General features: G+C 37.0%; 17 protein-coding genes, 2 pseudogenes and 1 riboswitch. Of the genes and pseudogenes, 14 read left to right on the forward strand and 5 right to left on the reverse strand.

What is annotated here, in order from left to right:
• Positions 1 to 18: 18 nt before the first annotated feature.
• Together F6K27_RS09240 and F6K27_RS09245 are read right to left on the reverse strand one after the other, a co-directional pair.
• Positions 19 to 354: a XisI protein gene (locus F6K27_RS09240; RefSeq protein WP_124143445.1), complete on the reverse strand. Its 336-nt coding sequence runs from the start codon at positions 352 to 354 to the stop codon at positions 19 to 21.
• A 20-nt stretch (positions 355 to 374) separates the two neighbouring features.
• Positions 375 to 758, reverse strand: a pseudogene (locus F6K27_RS09245) (XisH family protein).
• 137 nt (positions 759 to 895) lie between these two features.
• Here F6K27_RS09245 and F6K27_RS09250 point away from each other — a divergent pair.
• Together F6K27_RS09250 and F6K27_RS09255 are read left to right on the forward strand one after the other, a co-directional pair.
• Positions 896 to 1837, forward strand: coding sequence for a MoxR family ATPase (locus F6K27_RS09250; RefSeq protein WP_287275818.1), 942 nt, complete (start codon positions 896 to 898; stop codon positions 1835 to 1837).
• Between the two features lie 91 nt (positions 1838 to 1928).
• Positions 1929 to 2246 carry a hypothetical protein gene (locus F6K27_RS09255; RefSeq protein WP_287275820.1) on the forward strand — a complete coding sequence of 106 codons (318 nt, stop codon included), beginning with the start codon at positions 1929 to 1931 and terminating at the stop codon, positions 2244 to 2246.
• Between the two features lie 261 nt (positions 2247 to 2507).
• On the opposite strand, the gene F6K27_RS09260 is transcribed toward F6K27_RS09255, so the two are convergent.
• Entirely contained in the window at positions 2508 to 4046 is a 1539-nt protein-coding gene (locus F6K27_RS09260; RefSeq protein ID WP_287275822.1) for an AbgT family transporter, read from the reverse strand.
• 690 nt (positions 4047 to 4736) lie between these two features.
• Between F6K27_RS09260 and F6K27_RS09265 the strand changes: the two genes are divergently transcribed.
• Positions 4737 to 5258 (forward strand): pentapeptide repeat-containing protein, encoded by a 522-nt coding sequence (locus tag F6K27_RS09265; RefSeq protein WP_124142868.1) that lies wholly within the window; start codon positions 4737 to 4739, stop codon positions 5256 to 5258.
• 84 nt (positions 5259 to 5342) lie between these two features.
• Here the strand turns inward: F6K27_RS09265 and F6K27_RS09270 are convergent, their stop codons facing one another.
• Complete coding sequence (locus tag F6K27_RS09270; protein WP_287275824.1) at positions 5343 to 5579, reverse strand: hypothetical protein; 237 nt, start codon at positions 5577 to 5579, stop codon at positions 5343 to 5345.
• 380 nt (positions 5580 to 5959) lie between these two features.
• Positions 5960 to 6143: riboswitch (cyclic di-AMP (ydaO/yuaA leader) on the forward strand.
• A 108-nt stretch (positions 6144 to 6251) separates the two neighbouring features.
• On the opposite strand from F6K27_RS09270, the gene F6K27_RS09275 reads away from it, so the two are divergent.
• The 9 genes and pseudogenes from F6K27_RS09275 (at position 6252) to F6K27_RS09315 (ending at position 13620) form a co-directional block, all read left to right on the forward strand.
• Complete coding sequence (locus tag F6K27_RS09275; protein WP_287275826.1) at positions 6252 to 6614, forward strand: hypothetical protein; 363 nt, start codon at positions 6252 to 6254, stop codon at positions 6612 to 6614.
• 433 nt (positions 6615 to 7047) lie between these two features.
• Positions 7048 to 7236, forward strand: a pseudogene (locus F6K27_RS09280) (element excision factor XisI family protein); the annotation flags it as partial.
• A gap of 98 nt (positions 7237 to 7334) precedes the next feature.
• A complete protein-coding gene (locus tag F6K27_RS09285; RefSeq protein WP_287275827.1) occupies positions 7335 to 7652 on the forward strand; it encodes a hypothetical protein in 318 nt (105 codons plus the stop codon).
• Positions 7653 to 8027: an aspartyl protease gene (locus F6K27_RS09290; protein WP_287275828.1), complete on the forward strand. Its 375-nt coding sequence runs from the start codon at positions 7653 to 7655 to the stop codon at positions 8025 to 8027. It abuts the gene before it with no gap.
• 232 nt (positions 8028 to 8259) lie between these two features.
• Complete coding sequence (locus F6K27_RS09295) at positions 8260 to 11487, forward strand: tetratricopeptide repeat protein (RefSeq protein WP_375339704.1); 3228 nt, start codon at positions 8260 to 8262, stop codon at positions 11485 to 11487.
• The gene (locus tag F6K27_RS09300) at positions 11480 to 11662 is read left to right on the forward strand and encodes a hypothetical protein (RefSeq protein ID WP_124146870.1); all 183 of its coding nucleotides are present in this window, start codon (positions 11480 to 11482) and stop codon (positions 11660 to 11662) included. The genes F6K27_RS09295 and F6K27_RS09300 overlap by 8 nt, the downstream gene beginning before the upstream one ends.
• Positions 11663 to 11708: 46 nt before the next feature.
• Positions 11709 to 11951 carry an AbrB/MazE/SpoVT family DNA-binding domain-containing protein gene (locus F6K27_RS09305; RefSeq protein WP_287284531.1) on the forward strand — a complete coding sequence of 81 codons (243 nt, stop codon included), beginning with the start codon at positions 11709 to 11711 and terminating at the stop codon, positions 11949 to 11951.
• The gene (locus F6K27_RS09310) at positions 11948 to 12328 is read left to right on the forward strand and encodes a type II toxin-antitoxin system death-on-curing family toxin (RefSeq protein ID WP_287275832.1); all 381 of its coding nucleotides are present in this window, start codon (positions 11948 to 11950) and stop codon (positions 12326 to 12328) included. The genes F6K27_RS09305 and F6K27_RS09310 overlap by 4 nt, the downstream gene beginning before the upstream one ends.
• A 77-nt stretch (positions 12329 to 12405) precedes the next feature.
• The gene (locus F6K27_RS09315; protein ID WP_287275834.1) at positions 12406 to 13620 is read left to right on the forward strand and encodes a caspase family protein; all 1215 of its coding nucleotides are present in this window, start codon (positions 12406 to 12408) and stop codon (positions 13618 to 13620) included.
• 585 nt (positions 13621 to 14205) lie between these two features.
• Here F6K27_RS09315 and acs read toward each other — a convergent pair.
• Positions 14206 to 16173 (reverse strand): acetate--CoA ligase, encoded by a 1968-nt coding sequence (gene acs, locus F6K27_RS09320; RefSeq protein WP_287275836.1) that lies wholly within the window; start codon positions 16171 to 16173, stop codon positions 14206 to 14208.
• Positions 16174 to 16812: 639 nt separating this feature from the next.
• Here acs and F6K27_RS09325 point away from each other — a divergent pair.
• Complete coding sequence (locus tag F6K27_RS09325) at positions 16813 to 17508, forward strand: hypothetical protein (RefSeq protein WP_287275838.1); 696 nt, start codon at positions 16813 to 16815, stop codon at positions 17506 to 17508.
• Between the two features lie 70 nt (positions 17509 to 17578).
• Complete coding sequence (locus tag F6K27_RS09330) at positions 17579 to 17788, forward strand: hypothetical protein (protein WP_287275840.1); 210 nt, start codon at positions 17579 to 17581, stop codon at positions 17786 to 17788.
• The last annotated feature ends 1079 nt before the right edge of the window (positions 17789 to 18867 follow it).

Genomic DNA, 18867 nt, shown 5'->3' on the forward strand with positions numbered 1-18867 from the left:
CATTAGTAATATGGACTACTATTTAACTGCAAATTCAGTATAAGGACGAATATGTTCCGGTTTAAATGCCAGAACAATTTGCTCTTTAGGAATGCCAGCTTCCATTAAGTCCGTAGCAATACCATCCTCTATTCCATCTCTTTGTATCCAGATTTTATGATCTATAATTTGCAAATGAACTAAACAACCATGTACTCTTTCTCTATTTTCCCATCCCTCTAAAAGAATGAGATAATTATCAGAATCTTGATCAACAATTAGTAACCTGTTCACTTCACCTGTTGCATAACATAAATTAGCATAATAACCCAGAGATTCAATAATAACTGTTCTCAAATTGTCTAAGTTATCCATTTTAATATTACTTCCTGAAGTTAATCGAAAACTAATAATTTAAGTCGTTGATTTTCTAATAAAACTTGACCAATGGGGTCTTCAAAAACGTCAACATAAGTTTCTTGATGAATAGCTAAATATAAAGTTATTTCTGGTTGTGTTCTTACTAATAAATCATAGTAAAGAATATATTGACCTAACGCTTTCTCTAAATCAGATATAGCAGATTTACCAACAAAACTTTTAACTTCAACGGCAATTTTTTGACTATCTTTTTCAGCAGCAATTAATTTTTATGCACCTAAATCAACATATAAATCTCTTTTTCCCCAGCGAATAACTAGGGGGTCATTGGTAACAATCCAGTCATCTTTCTCTAGGGCAGTTTTCACAGTATTATGATAAATATCTTTAGCTGGCATTTCTAATAATTTTTAATAATTATTATATTGTGTTTTGTGGAATGGGCATCTTACCCGTTCCTAATATTTTCACCGCAGGCAGGATACCCACCCCACTTATATTCATCTCGCCCCTCAGCAATGCCCAAGATACTTAAATGAAAAGCGCTGTCAGAAATGCTATATGCTTTAATAAAATAGTAGTTAAATTTAGCAATAGCAAAGAACAACGGGGTGCTACTTATAAACCCAAGGGAGAAGAAATAGACCTGGTTAATGCTGCTCTTTACCTGCGACGTCCTCTATTAGTTACAGGTAAACCAGGTACTGGTAAAACTTCCTTAGCTTATGCTGTGGCCAAAGAATTGCAACTAGGAGAAGTATTACGTTGGAATATTACTACTCGTTCTACTCTCCAGGAAGGATTATACCGATATGATGCTATTGGTAGATTACAAGATGCTAAGGGAAAAGATAATTTATCTGAGATTGGCAAATATATACAATTAGGACTTTTGGGCACAGCTTTCATTTCTAGCGAGCATCCTCGGGTACTAATAATTGACGAAATAGATAAAAGTGACATTGACCTACCCAATGACTTGTTAAATATATTTGAGGAAGGATGGTTTGAAATTCCCGAATTGGCACGCATCGCCGATCGCCTACCTCCAGAAGTTACTGTGAGAACCAGTGACCAAAAGTATGCTAAAATCACTTTAGGAAATGTAAAATTTGGGGCTTTTCCTTTCGTAATTTTGACCAGTAATGGAGAACGGGAATTTCCCCCTGCTTTTCTGCGACGATGTTTGTGTTTAGAGTTGAAAGAACCCGATAAAGATGAGTTAACAGCGATCGCTATAGCTCATTTAGGAGAAGATATTGTTGAGAAGGCAGAAGATATAATTGAAATATTTCTCAAACGGCGGAATAAAGGACAGTTAGCGACAGACCAATTATTAAATGCCATCTATCTATTGAGCGGTGAAAAATCTCCATCTGATTCTAAACGAGAAGAGTTGGTAGAAAAAATACTCCAATATTTGACCTACTCTGAAGAGGGGGGTGCATATAGGTGGGATGAATATGATGAATTTTAGGTTTGGAGAAAAAAGAAGTATGAAGTATTAAAAATGAGATTTACCTGTTCCAAAAAGATTCATCCCTTGATTCAGCAACGCCTAAAGAACTATGACACAAAACAATGATTCTCGTTCTGATATATCTCTAGAGGAAAAACTACAACGTCTGCTAAATATCCTTGAAAAAGTCAAGTCTAACTTAACTGGTAGAGAGTTGGCAGAAATTCTGTGGTTTGCTGTGCAAATAGAGGGTGGGAAACCACTACAAACATCTACATCTGCTCAATTTCCAAAACAACTATTTCCTGAACACCAAATAGAAGCGCCATCTTCTCCAAGCAAAGACATCCCAGAAACTTCTGCTTCTCAGACAAAAACAGAAAAAGCTGCTGAAGTATATTCTCCCAAAACCAGCACTAAAAGATGACGGAGGAGTCAGGAGTCAGGAGTCAGAAGTCAGGAGGGAAGAAAGAAGGAAGAAGCAAGAAAAAAGAAGAGGAAAAAGAGAAAGTTTTTTTATCACTAATTATATTGAGCCAGAATTTATACTTACTGTCAAAGCTGTCTGAAACAGTTTATATTCATTAAAACCCCTTCATGAAAGCTGAAAGCTCACAGCTAATAGCTGAATGCTTACCTTATGTCTTTTCACCCTACTCCCTACTCCCTACTCCCTCTTTTCCAAAGATTAAAGTCTAATTGCTGCTCCCGGTCCAATGGGAATTCCGAAAATAAACCAGAAGATAAATAAAGCTGACCAAGATATTAGGAAAGCTAAAGAATAAGGTAGCATTGTAGCAATTAAAGTTCCCATTCCTGTATTTTTATCGTATCTCTGAGCGAAGGCAACAATAATTGGAAAATAAGGCATTAGAGGCGTAATAATATTAGTTGTAGAATCTCCAATTCGATAAACCATTTGTGTCAACTCTGGTGTATAACCAACTAACATTAACATTGGCACAAATACTGGAGCCATAATATTCCATTTAGCTGATGCAGAGCCAATAAATAAATTAATAAAACCACTAACAATGATAAAACTTATGAGCAAAGGCAACCCAGTAAAGCCAGTAGCTTTGAGAAAATTTGCACCATTAATAGCTAAGATAATGCCTAAATTACTCCAACCAAAATAAGCGACAAATTGAGCAGCAAAAAATGATAAAGCAATATAATAACCCATTAAACTCATAGCCTGAGTCATACCTTGAGCAATATCTTTATCGCTCTGAATTGTACCTGCTCCTTTTCCATAGACAATACCAGGCAGAATAAATCCTACCATTATTATTGGTACAATTCCCTGGAAAAAAGGAGAAGGAATAATAGTTAAAGTTTCCGGGTCGCGCAAAATTCCTTCAGGAGGTAAAATTAATATTAATAAAAGTGCTACAAAAGCCAATAAAGAATATCCAGCCCAACGCAAACCTTTTCGTTCAGCAGTAGTCAATTCTGGAATTTCTTCTTGATTAATTTCTCCATGATATTTACCAAGACGAGGCTCAACAATTTTATCCGTAATATACCAACCAACTAAAGTAATAACAAATGTAGAAACTACCATGAAATAATAATTAACTGCTGGATTAACTGTATATTCAGAATTAATTAATTTAGCCGAATTTTCAGTAATTCCTGCTAATAAAGGGTCGATAGTTCCAATTAATAAATTAGCACTATAACCTCCAGCAACTCCAGCAAAAGCAGCAGCTAAACCTGCTATTGGATGACGTTTATATGCTAAAAATACTAAAGCAGCAAGAGGAGTTAAAACCACATATCCAGCATCAGAAGCAAGATTAGACATTACACCACAAAAAATAATCGCTGGAGTAATAAACTTTGCCGGAGCAACTAACACTACCTGACGCAGTAGAGCAGAAATTAATCCTGTAGACTCTGCAACTCCTACCCCTAACATTGCTACAAGTACAGTACCCAGGGGAGGGAAATTAACAAAGTTACTCACCGCTTCAGTAATTATTCTACGGATACCTTCAGGAGTAAATAGAGAGACTGCTTGAATAGTTTCTTTAGTTGCAGGATGTACAACAGATAGATTTGTCAAATTAGCGATCGCGCTAATCAAAATTACAGCTATAGAAAGATAGAAAAATAATGTAATGGGGTCTGGCAGTTTATTGCCAACTTTTTCAATAAAAATAAGTGCTTGATTAACTATGCCCAACTTTTCAGACTTTTCTGGGGGCGGTGTTTCTGCCATCTTGACTGTTTCCTTTTGAGATGAAAAATACAATTTCTCATCATCATACTATCGGAAGGAGGAAGGAAGAAGCAAGAAGGAAGAAGGAATAAAATTAGCATAAAACTCTATTGCGCGATCGCTTCCAACTCCTCATAAAAATATTTTTGTCCCATTGGGGAATTTGTATATTATCATTTTCTTTGTGGGTTTAATACCCCACCGTCAACGGGGGTGTTCACGCATTACTTGGGGGAGCGAATCCCCATGTAATTTTCCTCCTGTCTCCAGTATAGCTGTCTCCTGTCTCCTTCTTCAAATTACTAATCAAGTGTACTACATAATTATGTTTTGGCCTAGTCAAGAGTAATTGCCTCAAACTCAAATCAGTTAAAAATTTTTTTTTCCTTCCAACCCTTGAAATTTTTGTCTTATATTATTTATGTAGTATAAAAATATAGATCAAAGCAAACCAAGTCATCTGTACCTTAAAAACAAAATAGATACTACATAGTTATTCATAGCCTTGTGGACAACTAAATAAGTCACTCTGATTCTCAGTCAGAGACAAGAGCATGGAAACTAAAATGTCTTGAGATAGGGTTGCTATGAAAATCAGCAAAAATGATGATGTAATTTTTATGATATGATGTCAACAAAATTAAATATCTAAAATAACATTAAATTCAGTAATTTATTAAGAAGTAAAATATGAAATTTTTATACCCATTAACAGCGACATTATTAACAGTATCCTGGTTAACTATTCCAGTATTTGCTCAATCTAAATCTAATTCAATGGAACGCATCAAAACTATTCAGCGTTTATTAAGTACTTATGAGTGTCAAGGTTGTGATTTGGGCGAAGCGGACTTAAGCGAAGCGGATTTAAGTGAAGCCAATTTATTAGGAGCTAACTTACAAAAAGCAAACTTGAAAGGAGCTAATTTAAGAGGTGCTATTCTCAGCGGTGCTAATTTGATTGAAGCAAATTTAGCAGGGGCTAATTTATCAGGTGCAATTATGCATGGTACAACTATGCAAAAGGCAGATTTGACAGATACTAATTTATCTTGGGCTGATTTGTACCAGGCATATATGGAGGAAGCTAAGTTAAACAGAGCTAATTTATCTAATGCAAATCTTAATCAAGCAAAATTAGAGCAAACAGATTTTTGTGGAGCTACTCTACCTAGTGGTAAAAAAGGAGATTGCTCTAATGACAAAAAATAGAGATTGCTCTAATGGCAAAAATATAGAGGTTATCGATTGGAGTTTTTATGCAAAGGTTTTGATACAGTTGAATTTACTATTTTGTTAAGTATAATTTAATACTACAGCAGATATTTCATCAACTACTTTAATTCGTCCTCTATAAATTGAACGAATTAGTCGGTCTATTGAGCGTTTTTCATATTCTTGTAAAGATTCATCAAATATAGCAGCCATTAATCCATAGCGGTCAGCTAGGGTAATGTAGCCGTTTTCATTGGCTTGAGCAAAAAGGTCTCCTAACGCACATGGAAGAAGATAGACAGGAGGATCTACAGACATAAGAATCACCTTTAAATTCTAGAGTTATAGTATTAATAATTTTCCATCGTTACATACTTATGCAACATTAATATAGTAAGTGTGATCACTTACTACATTTAGTGATTTTAATCACTATTAGTATGTGACAACTAACAATGGGCTTAGTGACTTATGTTGCAAATCACTAAATTTAAAATTTTCCGGAAAACTGTACTAAGTATTAGGAATATATTAGGTGTACCTTAACCTTGTGGGAGCAACAGTATAACCAAAGTTCAATACTTTACTAACCATATTCTCAAATTTCAGGCTGAAAATTTTGATACAATTTTAAAAAAAAATCTGTAAAAAAGTGTTGACAAAGCTGATAGAAAAAAGTTAATATAATATCAAAAGCAAAAGACAGTCAGCCTAATCCGGCAAGTAAAGACACAGTAAGAGTGTAGCTGGAGCGGAGGAACCAAATACAGGGGGCTTATCTCTGATTAGAAGTCTTTGAATGTAGAAAAACAAAGATACAGAGAAGGGAATCTCTCAGCCCTAGCCCGTCAGCTAACTTCGTAGGCATTGAGAGGAGAATGAAGAGCCAACTTTCTATGAAAATTTAGACAGATTGTCAATTCAGTATCCTTGGTTTGTATAGGTCTGATTTGTTGCGCCCGATCAACCTGACTCTGACGATCTAAAATAATGTTAGAAAAACTGAATATTCCCTTTTTTGCGACGCTTGCCGTAGTTATTGTAATACCTCAACAAGCTGTATGGAAGCGCATCTGTCGCTTCGTCACGCCTGAATTAGTTTTATTACCGGCATTAGGATTTTTTTGGACTATAGTGTTGTGTTCTATGGTTAATACCTTTTTAACAACCTTCATACCCAGTCCTTGTTTACCAGCAGTTATCAGCACAGCTATAAATGTTTCTAAAGTTTCCAGAGGATACTTAGGAGTAGCTCAAGCTTTCTGGCAGTGTTCTGGTAAAACTCAGAATGTAAATGCTCTGTCTATTCCGCAAGTTGGTTCTCAACTAGAACAAGCTTACGCATCTGTTTAACACATATTATTGCAACATTATATTTAATAGGTACTACCTTACATGATAAAATCATTGCAAGGTAGTACTTGTCATTTGAAAAATCGGTGTTGGTAAATTATAGCGCTGTGCGTAGGCAACAGGCAACAGGCAACAGCTATTCTGGAGGAATAAATTGCTGATAATATAGATTTTTAGCTATTTAGCCCCTCCTGCAATTTGTAAATATACCAGCGCTCATTGCTATACAAGATGAAAATTGTAGGGGCAATCCCCCAATGATTAACCGGGATAGGTTATATCATGTTCCCCCTCCGGGGGAGCTACGCTAACGGTTGAATACTTATAAATGACTGTTGTGAGTCCTCAGGAGTCAGGAGGAAATATTGGAGAAAAAGAACAAATATTGGTATTGGGGGTATTGATAATTTAAGTATTTGTTTGGTACTGTCAATACCCGGTTAGAGGAAATATTATTTATATTACTCTAGGAGAGGGAACAGTTTATGTTGAATATGATGGTATAGAACAGGGTATTACTCAAGATTTAATCGACCAAGGCATTCCTCAGAATAATATAATTTTAGGACATTTATGGGAAATGAATGCTGAAAATTTCAGGGAAGTTGAGTCAAATTATTAGCAGCAGCAACGGAACGAGTTAAGGAGATATTGGCAAATTTGACAAATCACTAATTATAACTTTAATATTACAATAGCAGGGCTATTCTAAAAAAAATTATGACACAATTAATCAAGAATTCTCGGCCTAAAAAAAATAACATATTTTCTACAAATTCTCTTTCTGCTGAAGAATTAGAACGACGAGCAATTGAAAGAAAAAAGCGTGGAGAAAGCTGCTTTAAAATATTTGAAAAAATCCGACCGCGACTGATTAAAAATTATTACAATTGGTTCATTGCTATTGAACCAGAAAGTGGTTATTATTTACTTGACAATGACTTGAAAAATTTGATGAAAAGATTAACGATATATTGTCCTACAAGTCAGTTAGTAACTTATCGGATTAATGAAACAGGAGCTTGTGGGAAAATCTAAATGATTTCTGGGAGATTTGGAGAGGAAGGAGAGCTAATATTTGAGATTGAACTAATTGCTAAAAATGGTGAAATTATTCCTGTTGATACTATTTTAGACACTGGATTTACGACAGGTTATTTGGCAATCCCGACTCAAGATATAGAAGTTTTGGGGTGGGAAAAAATTCGTTCAAATATAATGTTAAGTACAGCCCAAGGGATGGCATATTTTGATATTTATGAAGGTCGGATGATAATGGACGAACAAGAATTTACAATTCCAGTTCATGCAGGGGATAATTTACCAGAAATATTGATAGGTGTTCTTTGGTTAGATGCAGTACGAATAGTTATAGATAAAGGGGCGGGAATTTTAACTCTGGAAATCAAATAGTTAGGTGATTTGAAAGATTGCCACGGGGGGTTTAACGTTGAGCAGACAAAAATAATTGCTTTTCCCGTCCCCCTCGCAATGACGTAATTAAGTAACTGATAACTGAAATAACCTGCATATCTTCCTTGAAACTAGAAATATAATAGTATTGAAAATTTCTAGTTGTGAGGCAAGGGTTAAATCTATGGTTTCTCCCAAGAGGTGGTTGTCTATTCTCAGTGTTAATAGTCTGATGTTATTTAATGTCAGTTTTCCTCTATTAATATTGCCTAGTATTGTCAATGGGGCAGAAGTTATTGCTCAGACAGACAAGAGTGCTGAAGCGGAAAGATTATTGAGGCAGGGATATGAACTACTTAAACAAGGAACAGCAGAATCTAAAAAACAGGCAATAGAAATATCGGAAAAAGCACTGCAACTTTATCGGGAAGCTGGTAACAAAACCTGGGAAGCTTTGACGCTTCTAGGTATTGGCCGTGTCTACAGTGATTTAGGAGAAAAACAAAAGGCACTGGATTACTTCAATCAATCCCTGACTCTATGGCAAGAAGTGAAAGATCAAACAGGGGAAGCTAGGACTCTCACTGATATTGGCGGTATCTACGATGATTTAGGAGAAAAACAAACAGCACTCAACTACTACAATCAATCCCTACCACTATTGCAACAAGTAAGAGATCAAACAGGGGAAGCTAGGACTCTTACTGATATTGGCCGTGTCTACAATGATTTAGGAGAAAAACAAACAGCACTCAATTACTTCAATCAATCCCTACCACTATGGCGACAAGTGGGAAATAAATCAAGGGAAGCTGCCACTCTCTATAATATTGGCGGTATCTACGATGATTTAGGAGAAAAACAAAAGGCACTCGATTACTTCAATCAATCCCTACCACTATGGCAAGAAGTGAGATATCAAACAGGGGAAGCTAGGACTCTCACTGATATTGGCGGTATCTACAATGATTTAGGAGAAAAACAAAAGGCACTCGATTACTTCAATCAATCCCTACCACTATGGCGACAATTGGGAAATAAATCAAGGGAAGCTAGGACTCTCACTGATATTGGTCGTGTCTACAATGATTTAGGAGAAAAACAAACAGCACTCAATTACTACAATCAATCCCTACCACTATGGCGACAATTGGGAAATAAATCAAGGGAAGCTGCAACTCTCAATAATATTGGCCGTGTCTACAATGATTTAGGAGAAAAACAAACAGCACTCAATTACTACAATCAATCCCTACCACTATCACGACAAGTGGGAAATAAATCTGGTGTTGCTATAACTCTCTATAATATTGGCGCTGTCTACAATGATTTAGGAGAAAAACAAAAGGCACTTGATTACTACAATCAATCCCTACCACTATCACGACAAGTGGGAAATAAAACAAGAGAAGCTGGCGTTCTCAATAATATTGGCACTGTCTACAATGATTTAGGAGAAAAACAAAAGGCACTCGATTACTTCAATCAATCCCTACCACTATGGCAAGAAGTGGGGGATAAATCTGGTGTTGCTACAACTATCAATAATATTGGCGGTATCTACAATGATTTAGGAGAAAAACAAAAGGCACTTAATTACTACAATCAATCCCTACCACTATTACAACAAGTGGGGGATAAATCAGTGGAAGCTGCCACTCTCAATAATATTGGCCGTGTCTACAATGATTTAGGAGAAAAACAAAAGGCACTTGATTACTACAATCAATCCCTGACTCTATCGCAACAATTGGGAAATAAAGCAGGGGAGGCTATTATTCTCTATAATTTCGCACTCCTAAAGCGCAGTCAAGGCAACCTCACCGCAGCATTAACAGACATGGAATTATCCATCAACATCATCGAACAACTCCGGAGCAAAATAGTCGCTCAAGACCTCCGCACATCGTACTTTGCCACAGTTCAAGATTACTATCAATTCTACATCGACCTCTTAATGCAACTCCACAAACAAAACCCCAACAAAGGTTATGACCGCAAAGCATTAACCGCCAGCGAACGCAGTCGTGCCAGAAGTTTACTAGATATCCTAGCAGAATCAGGAGCTGACATCAAAACCGGAGTAGACCCCCAACTCCTCGCTCAAGAAAAACAACTACTGCAAAAACTCAACACCTTAGATCAAGCGCGACAACTCAATACCCCAGGATACAACCCCGACCAACTCAAACAACAAATTGAAACCCTCAGCAACCAACTCCAACAATTAGAAGTCAAAATCAAACAAAATAGTCCCCGTTACGCCAACCTCAAATATCCAGACCCCCTCACTGCCTCAGAAATTCAACAACAAGTCATCGACAAAGATACCATACTATTACAATATTCCCTCGGAGAAGACCGTAGTTATTTATGGTTAGTAACTCCCACAGAAATTAGCAGTTATGAACTACCTCCAAGAACGGAAATAGAAGAATTAGCTAAACAATTTAGAGAAGAAATAACCTCTCTTTCCCCAGTACCAGAAACTGGAAATAAACTAAGTAAAATATTATTGTCGCCTGTAGCAAATAAATTAGAAAATAAACGACTATTAATAGTAGGAGATGGAATATTACAGACAATTCCTTTTGCAGCTTTACCACTGCCACAAAATCTCAATCAAACTAACTATCAACCCTTAATTGTCAACCATGAAATAGTCTCCTTACCTTCAGCTTCAAGTATTTCTATTCTCAGAGAACAAGTCAAAGGCAGAACCCCTGCACCGAAAAAAGTAGCCGTTTTTGCCGACCCAGTATTTGCAGATAATGACCCCCGATTTCAAACAACTTCTCAAACAAAAAAAGAAACCGAAACTAAGGATTTAATTGCAATGGCATTAACCCGTTCTCTAGAAGATTTTCTTGGTTTATCATTCTCTCGCTTAGAAGGAACCCGTCAAGAAGCAGAAGCAATATTAGCATTAGTACCTGATAATTTAGAACAACTATCTTTAGACTTCGATGCCAATCGAGAAAGCGCAATAAATCCCAACTTATCCCAATATCAAATAGTACATTTAGCTACCCACGGATTATTAAATGAAACTCAACCAGAATTATCAGGATTAGTGCTTTCTTTGTATGATAAAACTGGCAAAGGAAAACCAGGATTTTTACAATTAAACGATATATTTAACTTAGAAATGCCAGCGGAATTAGTGGTATTAAGTGCTTGTGAAACGGGAGTTGGGGAAGAAATAAGAGGGGAAGGATTAGTAAGTTTAACCAGAGGATTTATGTATGCGGGAGCTAAAATAGTAGTAGTAAGTTTATGGAGTGTGGCAGATAATTCGACTGCTCAATTAATGGAAAATTATTATCAGAAAATATTAGAAACAGGTAAAAATCCTGTGGAGTCAATGAGAGAAACTCAATTAGAAATGTTGAATTCATCAAATTGGAAAGCACCCTATTATTGGGCAGCATTTGTTGTGCAGGGTGAGTGGAATGAGTAGAAGTCAGAAGTTTAATAGGGGAGCCGTCGGATTGGCGACGTACAGAAGTCAGAAGTTAAAAGATGTAGGTTGGGTTGACGGAGGAAACCCAAAAAATTGCTTGAATAAACAACAACACCTAACAAAAATAGGTATCTGTTGGGTTGCGCGATCGCTTAACCCAACCTACTTTTAAATTTTGATGTTAGAATATTTATAATAATCACTAAATAATTTAGCTAATGTCAATGAAAGCAATAGAAACTAACGGCAAAATTGATAAAAATGGCAATCTAATTTTAGAACATCCTCTAGAAATAAATACTCCTACAAATGTACGAATTATTATTCTTGTACCAGAAGATTCTGAAACTCAAGAAATAGAAACTAATCAAACTAATGAAGTTAATTTTGAAAAAGCTATGAATGCTTATCAAAAAATTAGTGAAAAATATAAAAATGCTTTGCGAGAGTTAGCCAAATGAAAGAACCTATTTGGATAGATGAAATTATTGCTAAAGCTATTCATGCAGACCAAATTATTCAACATGGAGGAAGTCCAGAAATTAGAGATGAAAATTTACTTTCTGCTAGTTTAGCTAGACCTCGACATTTATTTACTTATGGTCAACCGAATTTATTTGAACTTGCAGCAGCTTATGGTTATAGTCTAGCTAAAAATCATCCTTTTATTGATGGAAATAAAAGAACAGCTTTTGCAGTTATAGCAACTTTTTTACTGGTTAATAATTATTTGCTAGAAGTTCCCGAAACAGAAGTTGTAAAAATGATGGAACAATTAGCAAGTGGAGAAGAAAATCAAGCATCTCTAGGGAAGTGGTTAGCAGAAAATTCTGTATAAATTTAAGCATTGAAATAATATTTAGTTTAAATTAGTTTAAAATTTTAGCAAAACCGAGAAATAAGGAATAATTCAAAATGCCTCTCATCTCTCGCCGTCATTTTTTCCAATTTGCTAGTTCAATACTTGCCACCCTTGGTATAAGTCAATTAAAATTTCTCTCCCAAGTCGAAAATTATGGCAAAGTATTAGCTCAAAGTACCCCACGCAAACTTGCTCTATTAGTAGGAATTAATAAATATAAAAAAGCCCCTTTAAGAGGTTGTGTATATGATACAGAAATGCAACGTCATCTATTAATTCACCGCTTTGGTTTTAATCCAAAAGATATCTATATTGTTACTGATGAAAAAGCAACTCGCCAAGGTATTTTAGAAGCATTTGAAGAACACCTAATTAAACAAGCAAAACCAGGAGATGTAGCAGTTTTTCATTATTCCGGTCATGGTTCCCACGTCAAAGATCCTAATCCTATTGTCAAAACTTCTTTCATGGATGGTAGTGGTTTAAGTGGTACATTAGTTCCAGTAGATAGTTCTCTGCCTCAAGGATATCCTAATGTTGGTGGTACTGTTAATGATATTATGGGGCATACTTTGTTTCTACTTACTTCAGCTTTAAAGACAGATAATTTTACCGGAATTCTTGATAGTTGTTTTTCGGGAATGACGACTAGAGATTTTACTGTTCGTTCTCGTGCAGGAGGGGAAAAAATAGAAGTTGTATCCCAAGAAAAGGCTTATCAAGAAAAATGGTTATCTCGGCTCGATATGTCTGAAGATGAATTTGTGAAAGGTTATCAAAGTGGTGTAGCAAAAGGAGTAGTTTTTGCTTCTGCTAAACCTTTTCAAACTGCTAAAGATGTGAAAATTCTTGATTTTCATGCTGGAATTTTTAGTTATTTATTCACACAATATTTATGGCAAGAAACAGCTACACCAAAAGAGGCGATCGCTTATGTTAATCGACAAATTCCAGCTAGGTTAAAACAAAATCCACTTTATGAAGTTAAGAAAGATACTAAATTAGACAGTAAAGCTATATATTTGACTGAATATTCTAGTCCTGTTGCTAATGCAGTAGTTACAGAAATTAAGGGCGATCTAGCTCAAATTTGGTTAGGAGGATTAGATATAAAAAAAATTGCTGAATTAACAACAGGTGCTGTATTTAATGTTGTAAATTCAAAAGAAAAATCCGCTGCTAAATTAATTTTTGAATCTCGTGATGGTTTATTGGGAACTGCAACAGTTAAAGGTATTGTTAAGCCTGGTTCTCTATTACAAATTTAAAAGGAGTCAGTCCTCAGGAGTCAGGAGGCAAGAAAGAAGAAGAAAGAGAAAGTTTTTTTGATCACTAATAGACATCTCCAATCATAAAAAATCAAATCAATTATCGCACATAAATTATCAATTATCATTTTCTTTGTGGGTTTAATACCCCACCGTCAACGGGGGTGTTCACGCATTACTTGGGGGAGCGAATCCCCATGTAATTTTCCTCCTGTCTCCAGTATAGCTGTCTCCTGTCTCCTTCTTCAATTCCCCCTACTCCCTACTCCCTACTCCCTCTTTACTCCCTCTTTTCTGGAGATATCTAATTATCCAGACATGATATAACTTCTGACTGTCTTGAGTGTGTCTTATAGCAATGAGCGCTGGTATATTTACAAATTGCAGGATGGGCAAAATAGCTAAAAGTCTTATATTATCGGCAATTTATTCCCCCTTCCGGAGCTGTTGCCAGATGAGCTGTTGCCTGCGCACAACGCTATAAATTCTGGAGGCGATGTGTGCGGAAACATTTCCGCACCAGAAAAGCGCCGCAGGAGACCTCAGAATTACACACTCACTTCTAACTTCTGACTTCTGACTTCCCTACGCTCCACCCCGTAACTTATCCAATACACTCTTGTCCTGTAACGTTGAAGTATCCCCAGCAATTTCCTGACCTGCCGCCAGAGACCGTAACAACCTTCGCATAATCTTACCAGAACGAGTTTTAGGCAAATCCTCAGTAAAGCGAATCTCACCAGGACGAGCGATCGCTCCAATCTCCTGGACAACGTGCTGCTTCAATTCCTTCTCCAAAGTCTCACTTGCTTCGCGATCGCCTTCTAAAGTCACAAAAGCCACAATATCCTCACCCTTAACCTCATCAGGTTTACCAACAACTGCCGCCTCAGCAACAGCAGGGTGAGACACCAATGCCGACTCTACCTCCATAGTACCTAGACGATGACCGGCCACATTAATCACATCATCAACACGACCCATCACCCAAAAATAACCATCCTCGTCTTTGCGAGCACCATCACCAGCAAAATAAAGATACTCACCATTCTTCGGACTCAGATACTCCCAATAAGTACGACGGAAGCGATCGTCATCACCATACACAGTGCGCATCATGGAAGGCCAAGGATGTTTAATCACCAAATAACCACCACTGCTACCATCCACTGGATCTCCTTCCTGGTTAACAATATCAGCAATAATGCCAGGAAAAGGTAAAGTCGCCGAACCTGGTTTAGTCGGAGTTGCACCGGGTAGAGGAGTCAGCATAAATCCACCTGTTTCAGTTTGCCACCAAGTATCAACTATTGGACACCGCTCCCCACCAATAATGCGATGGTACCACATCCAAGCTTCTGGGTTAATTGGTTCTCCTACTGTTCCCAACAAACGTAGAGAAGTTAGATTTCTGGAGTTGGGATGTTCTTCTCCCATTTTCATTAATGCCCGGATAGCAGTAGGAGCAGTGTAGAAGATGGTAACACCATATTTTTCTACTACATCCCAGAGACAACCAGGATTAGACGCTCTAGGTGCGCCTTCATACATGAGGCTAGTGGCACCGTTGGAAAGGGGGCCATAGACAATATAACTGTGACCTGTAATCCAACCTACATCCGCAGTACACCAATATACATCCGTGTCTTGGAGGTCAAATGCCCATTTATTGGTAACGTGGGTATAAAGATTATAACCGCCTGTAGTGTGTACGACTCCTTTGGGTTTACCTGTTGTGCCACTTGTGTACAAAATAAATAGCATATCTTCACTATCCATCGGTTCCGCTGCACATTCGCCAGAAGAACCTTTTTGGAGTTCATGCCACCAATGGTCTCGCCCAGACTCCATGTGAATTTCTTGGGCAGTGCGTTTAACGACTAGAACATTTTCCACAGTGGGGGCACCTGCTGTTAGTGCTTTGTCTACTTGCTCTTTGAGAGGAACAATAGCATCTTTACGCCAACCTCCATCAGCAGTGACGACTAATTTAGCCTCAGCATCGACGAGGCGGTTTTTTAAGGCATCAGCACTGAATCCACCAAAAACAACAGTGTGGGGAGCGCCTATTCTTGCACAGGCCAACATAGCGATTGCTGCTTCAGGAATCATCGGCATATAAATACCCACGCGATCGCCTTTTTTCACTCCCAATTGTTTAAATACATTTGCCATCTGGCAAACTTCCCGATGGAGTTGGGCGTAGGTAAGGGTGCGAGAGTCTCCGGGTTCTCCTTCCCATATTAGGGCTGCTTTGTTTCGTCGCCAGGTGTTAAGATGACGGTCAAGGCAGTTATAGGAAATGTTAATTTTGCCATTAACAAACCATTTAGCAAAAGGTGGTTGCCAGTCGAGAACTTTGTCCCATTTTTGGAACCAGTCTAATTCTGTTTCGGCTAGTTCTGCCCAAAATCCTTCTGGGTCATTTCTAGCTTTTTCGTAGAGTTGTTTGTATTCCTCTATGCTTTTAATATGGGCTGCTTGGGCAAATTGTTCCGGTGGTTGGAAAAGACGTTTTTCTTCTAGGATTGATTCGATAGTTGATTCTGACATTTGTTTTTTGTATTTTATAGTTACTTCTAATAATTATTGTTAACCTAGAATGAACATCAGAATCTTTATTTTTTTTAAGCTAGCTTTAAGATTTGTAGAGGGTAATACCCATCTGTCTTGTGTTCAAGAATCAATACCATTTAGAAAGAAATTAGTCAATAGATGAAAGTATTTTAATCTCAATATTTGTAGAAATATTTTGAGTAGTTTTGAAGAAGGCAGCTATGCTGAAGGCAGCTATGCTGAAGGCAGCTATGCTGAAGGGAAAATTGCATGGGGACTCTAACCCCAAACAATTTTGAGCACCCCCGTTGACGGTGGGGTATTAAACCCATAAGGGAAATGATAATACAGGAGCCATAAGTCAGGAGAGAAATTGGGATGGGAGTGAGAATCTCAACCTATTGCTAGAAGATGGGGTATTTAACCCAAAATCAGCAAGGGCCTCATCAAGAAAATTCAAAAAACATTCTGATTAATTCTGGCTCCTGACTCCTGAGGACTGACTGCTTATCCCGAAGGGGCGATAATATCCTAATAGTTAACCCTTTATACTGTTAATCAAGCGCTACAATATTTATAGTGATATAAAAAAACTTTTTTACAGATTCTAAGATGGGTCTTAATGTAGGAGGATGATTGCAAGCAAGAGAAATCGAGCCTAAGCTAAAACAACTTAGCAATCTTGCCTGGTCAACTGAACCTGCCTTAGCCCAGAGGTTAGATGAAGTAACACGCTGGATTAAGGATATTAGGCCAGGGTTGCTAATGCAGAAAGGAGTCTTAGTAGGATTTTTGTTAGAATTAATCAAGGATGGAGAATTTTGGTTGAAATTGCAATCCTTAACAAATGAAGAAAGGCAACTATTTTTAAAACATCTTCCATCACCAGTATCTTACTGGTATGAAAATCTTTTTCCAAAATGGTTTAATGAAAATGATCATAAATTTTATATATGGAAACAAAAGTTAAGATCGGGGGAATTTAATCAAGAAGATGCTGAAATACTAAAATCTGTCTCTCGTCAGATTAAAAGTCGTGACGGGTGTGTTGTTCATCGTTATATAGCAGACTTGTCTATGGCAACAGATGTAATTGTGAGTAGTAGCACAGGTAAGCCTCTCTGTGTTCAACTTACTACTATGTCCGGAGAATTATGTAATCATAAGTATAAGGAATGGAAAGATACACTACAGCAATGGAAAATTAGAAGGGGTATTTTTGTTAGTTATAATCCCGGACAGGATCGCTCAGTTATTCAATTAGTAAATCTTGTTCTGCATAACAGCAAACATTTAACGGAGGCTAAATATATTAAATTTTGTTTTAGATAGGAATTTGCTCAATTCCTATTATATTTCAACTTGCACATCAAACTACACATTTTAACACTAGGCAGGATACATGGTAACAATTAGCAAAACTCTGTCAAATAAAGAACGTTTAGAAAAAGTTTGGCACGCTCTCCAAGAGGCTCAACAATTACAAGAAGACCGACTAACTTGGGGAATAAATCATGTCAATTTATACGTGGAAAATATTGATGGAGATTGGCTGGAAAAATGGGGTGAAAATGAAGAGGAATTAAGTGAAAAGTTACCAATCAATTCATAAGTTTCCAACAAGTCAAAGTTTAAAAGACAAAAGTCAAAAATAATTGGAGAAACAGTAACAATGACTGAACTAAAAGTTTAGGATGGTATGAGCGATCGCCTTGATATTTTGCGATGGAGATGAAGAGCGATCGCTAGGAAAACTCAAGAGATACTTGGCTAAAAAGCAGAAGTTATATTATGTCCGCTTGAACAGTTATAAATAAACGACGGAGGACTCAGAAGTCAGGACTCAGAAGTCAGGACTCAGAAGTCAGGACTCAGGAGGAAATAAAAAAGAAGAAAGAGGAGGAGGAGGAGAAGGAGAAAGTTTTTTTATCACCCTCTTATCCGAACATGATATTAAAATTATCCAACACTCTCAGTTTTAGGCTTTTTATATGTTCTATAGCAGAAGGAAGAAAGAAAAATTGGCGTTGCTTAAATGTAATGATAATTAGACATCTACTCCACCCATAGGCATTAGGGAGTAGGCAGCTTTGCTGTAGGGAACCCACCCCTCGCCCCTCCCCCTCCCTAGAGGGGAAAGAATTGATAATTTCTTTGGGATATAGATATTGATTTTTGATTCTTGGAGATGTCTATTAGCTAAAGGTAAAATTGAAAAACTGATGTTTTGCGCCCAAAGTTAATCTCAAAATCATTACCACTCAGCAACGCCGAAAAATTTGCTGTCGTTTGATTTTTAAGCTTTTAGTATGTCCTAACCATTCCTTAGACTATTCTAACAGCTATAGCTACTGCTGTATGTAAAAAATGTCACGCCTAAAATGGAGATTTTTATGAGCAATTTTACAGAATTACCTGCAAATCTTCCTATCCCAGTAGATGATGGAACTTGTAATCACCTACAAGGTTTGTTTTTGCCATCACTTACTTTACCTTCAACCCATAACAGATATGTAGATTTATCTAAAATTTCAGGTTACGTCGTTATTTACTGTGATCCCATGATATCATGTCCGGTAGCATCGTTTGTGTATAATTGAAGAGGAGAAAAATAATTCCCAGGAGCGATCGCCATTATGCCAAGACGCTTAAGTATCCAAGAACACCTAAGTATAGATGAACTAGAAAGAA

Origin of the sequence: Okeania sp. SIO2F5 (assembly GCF_010692685.1) — a bacterium.
Lineage (GTDB): Bacteria > Cyanobacteriota > Cyanobacteriia > Cyanobacteriales > Microcoleaceae > Okeania > Okeania hirsuta.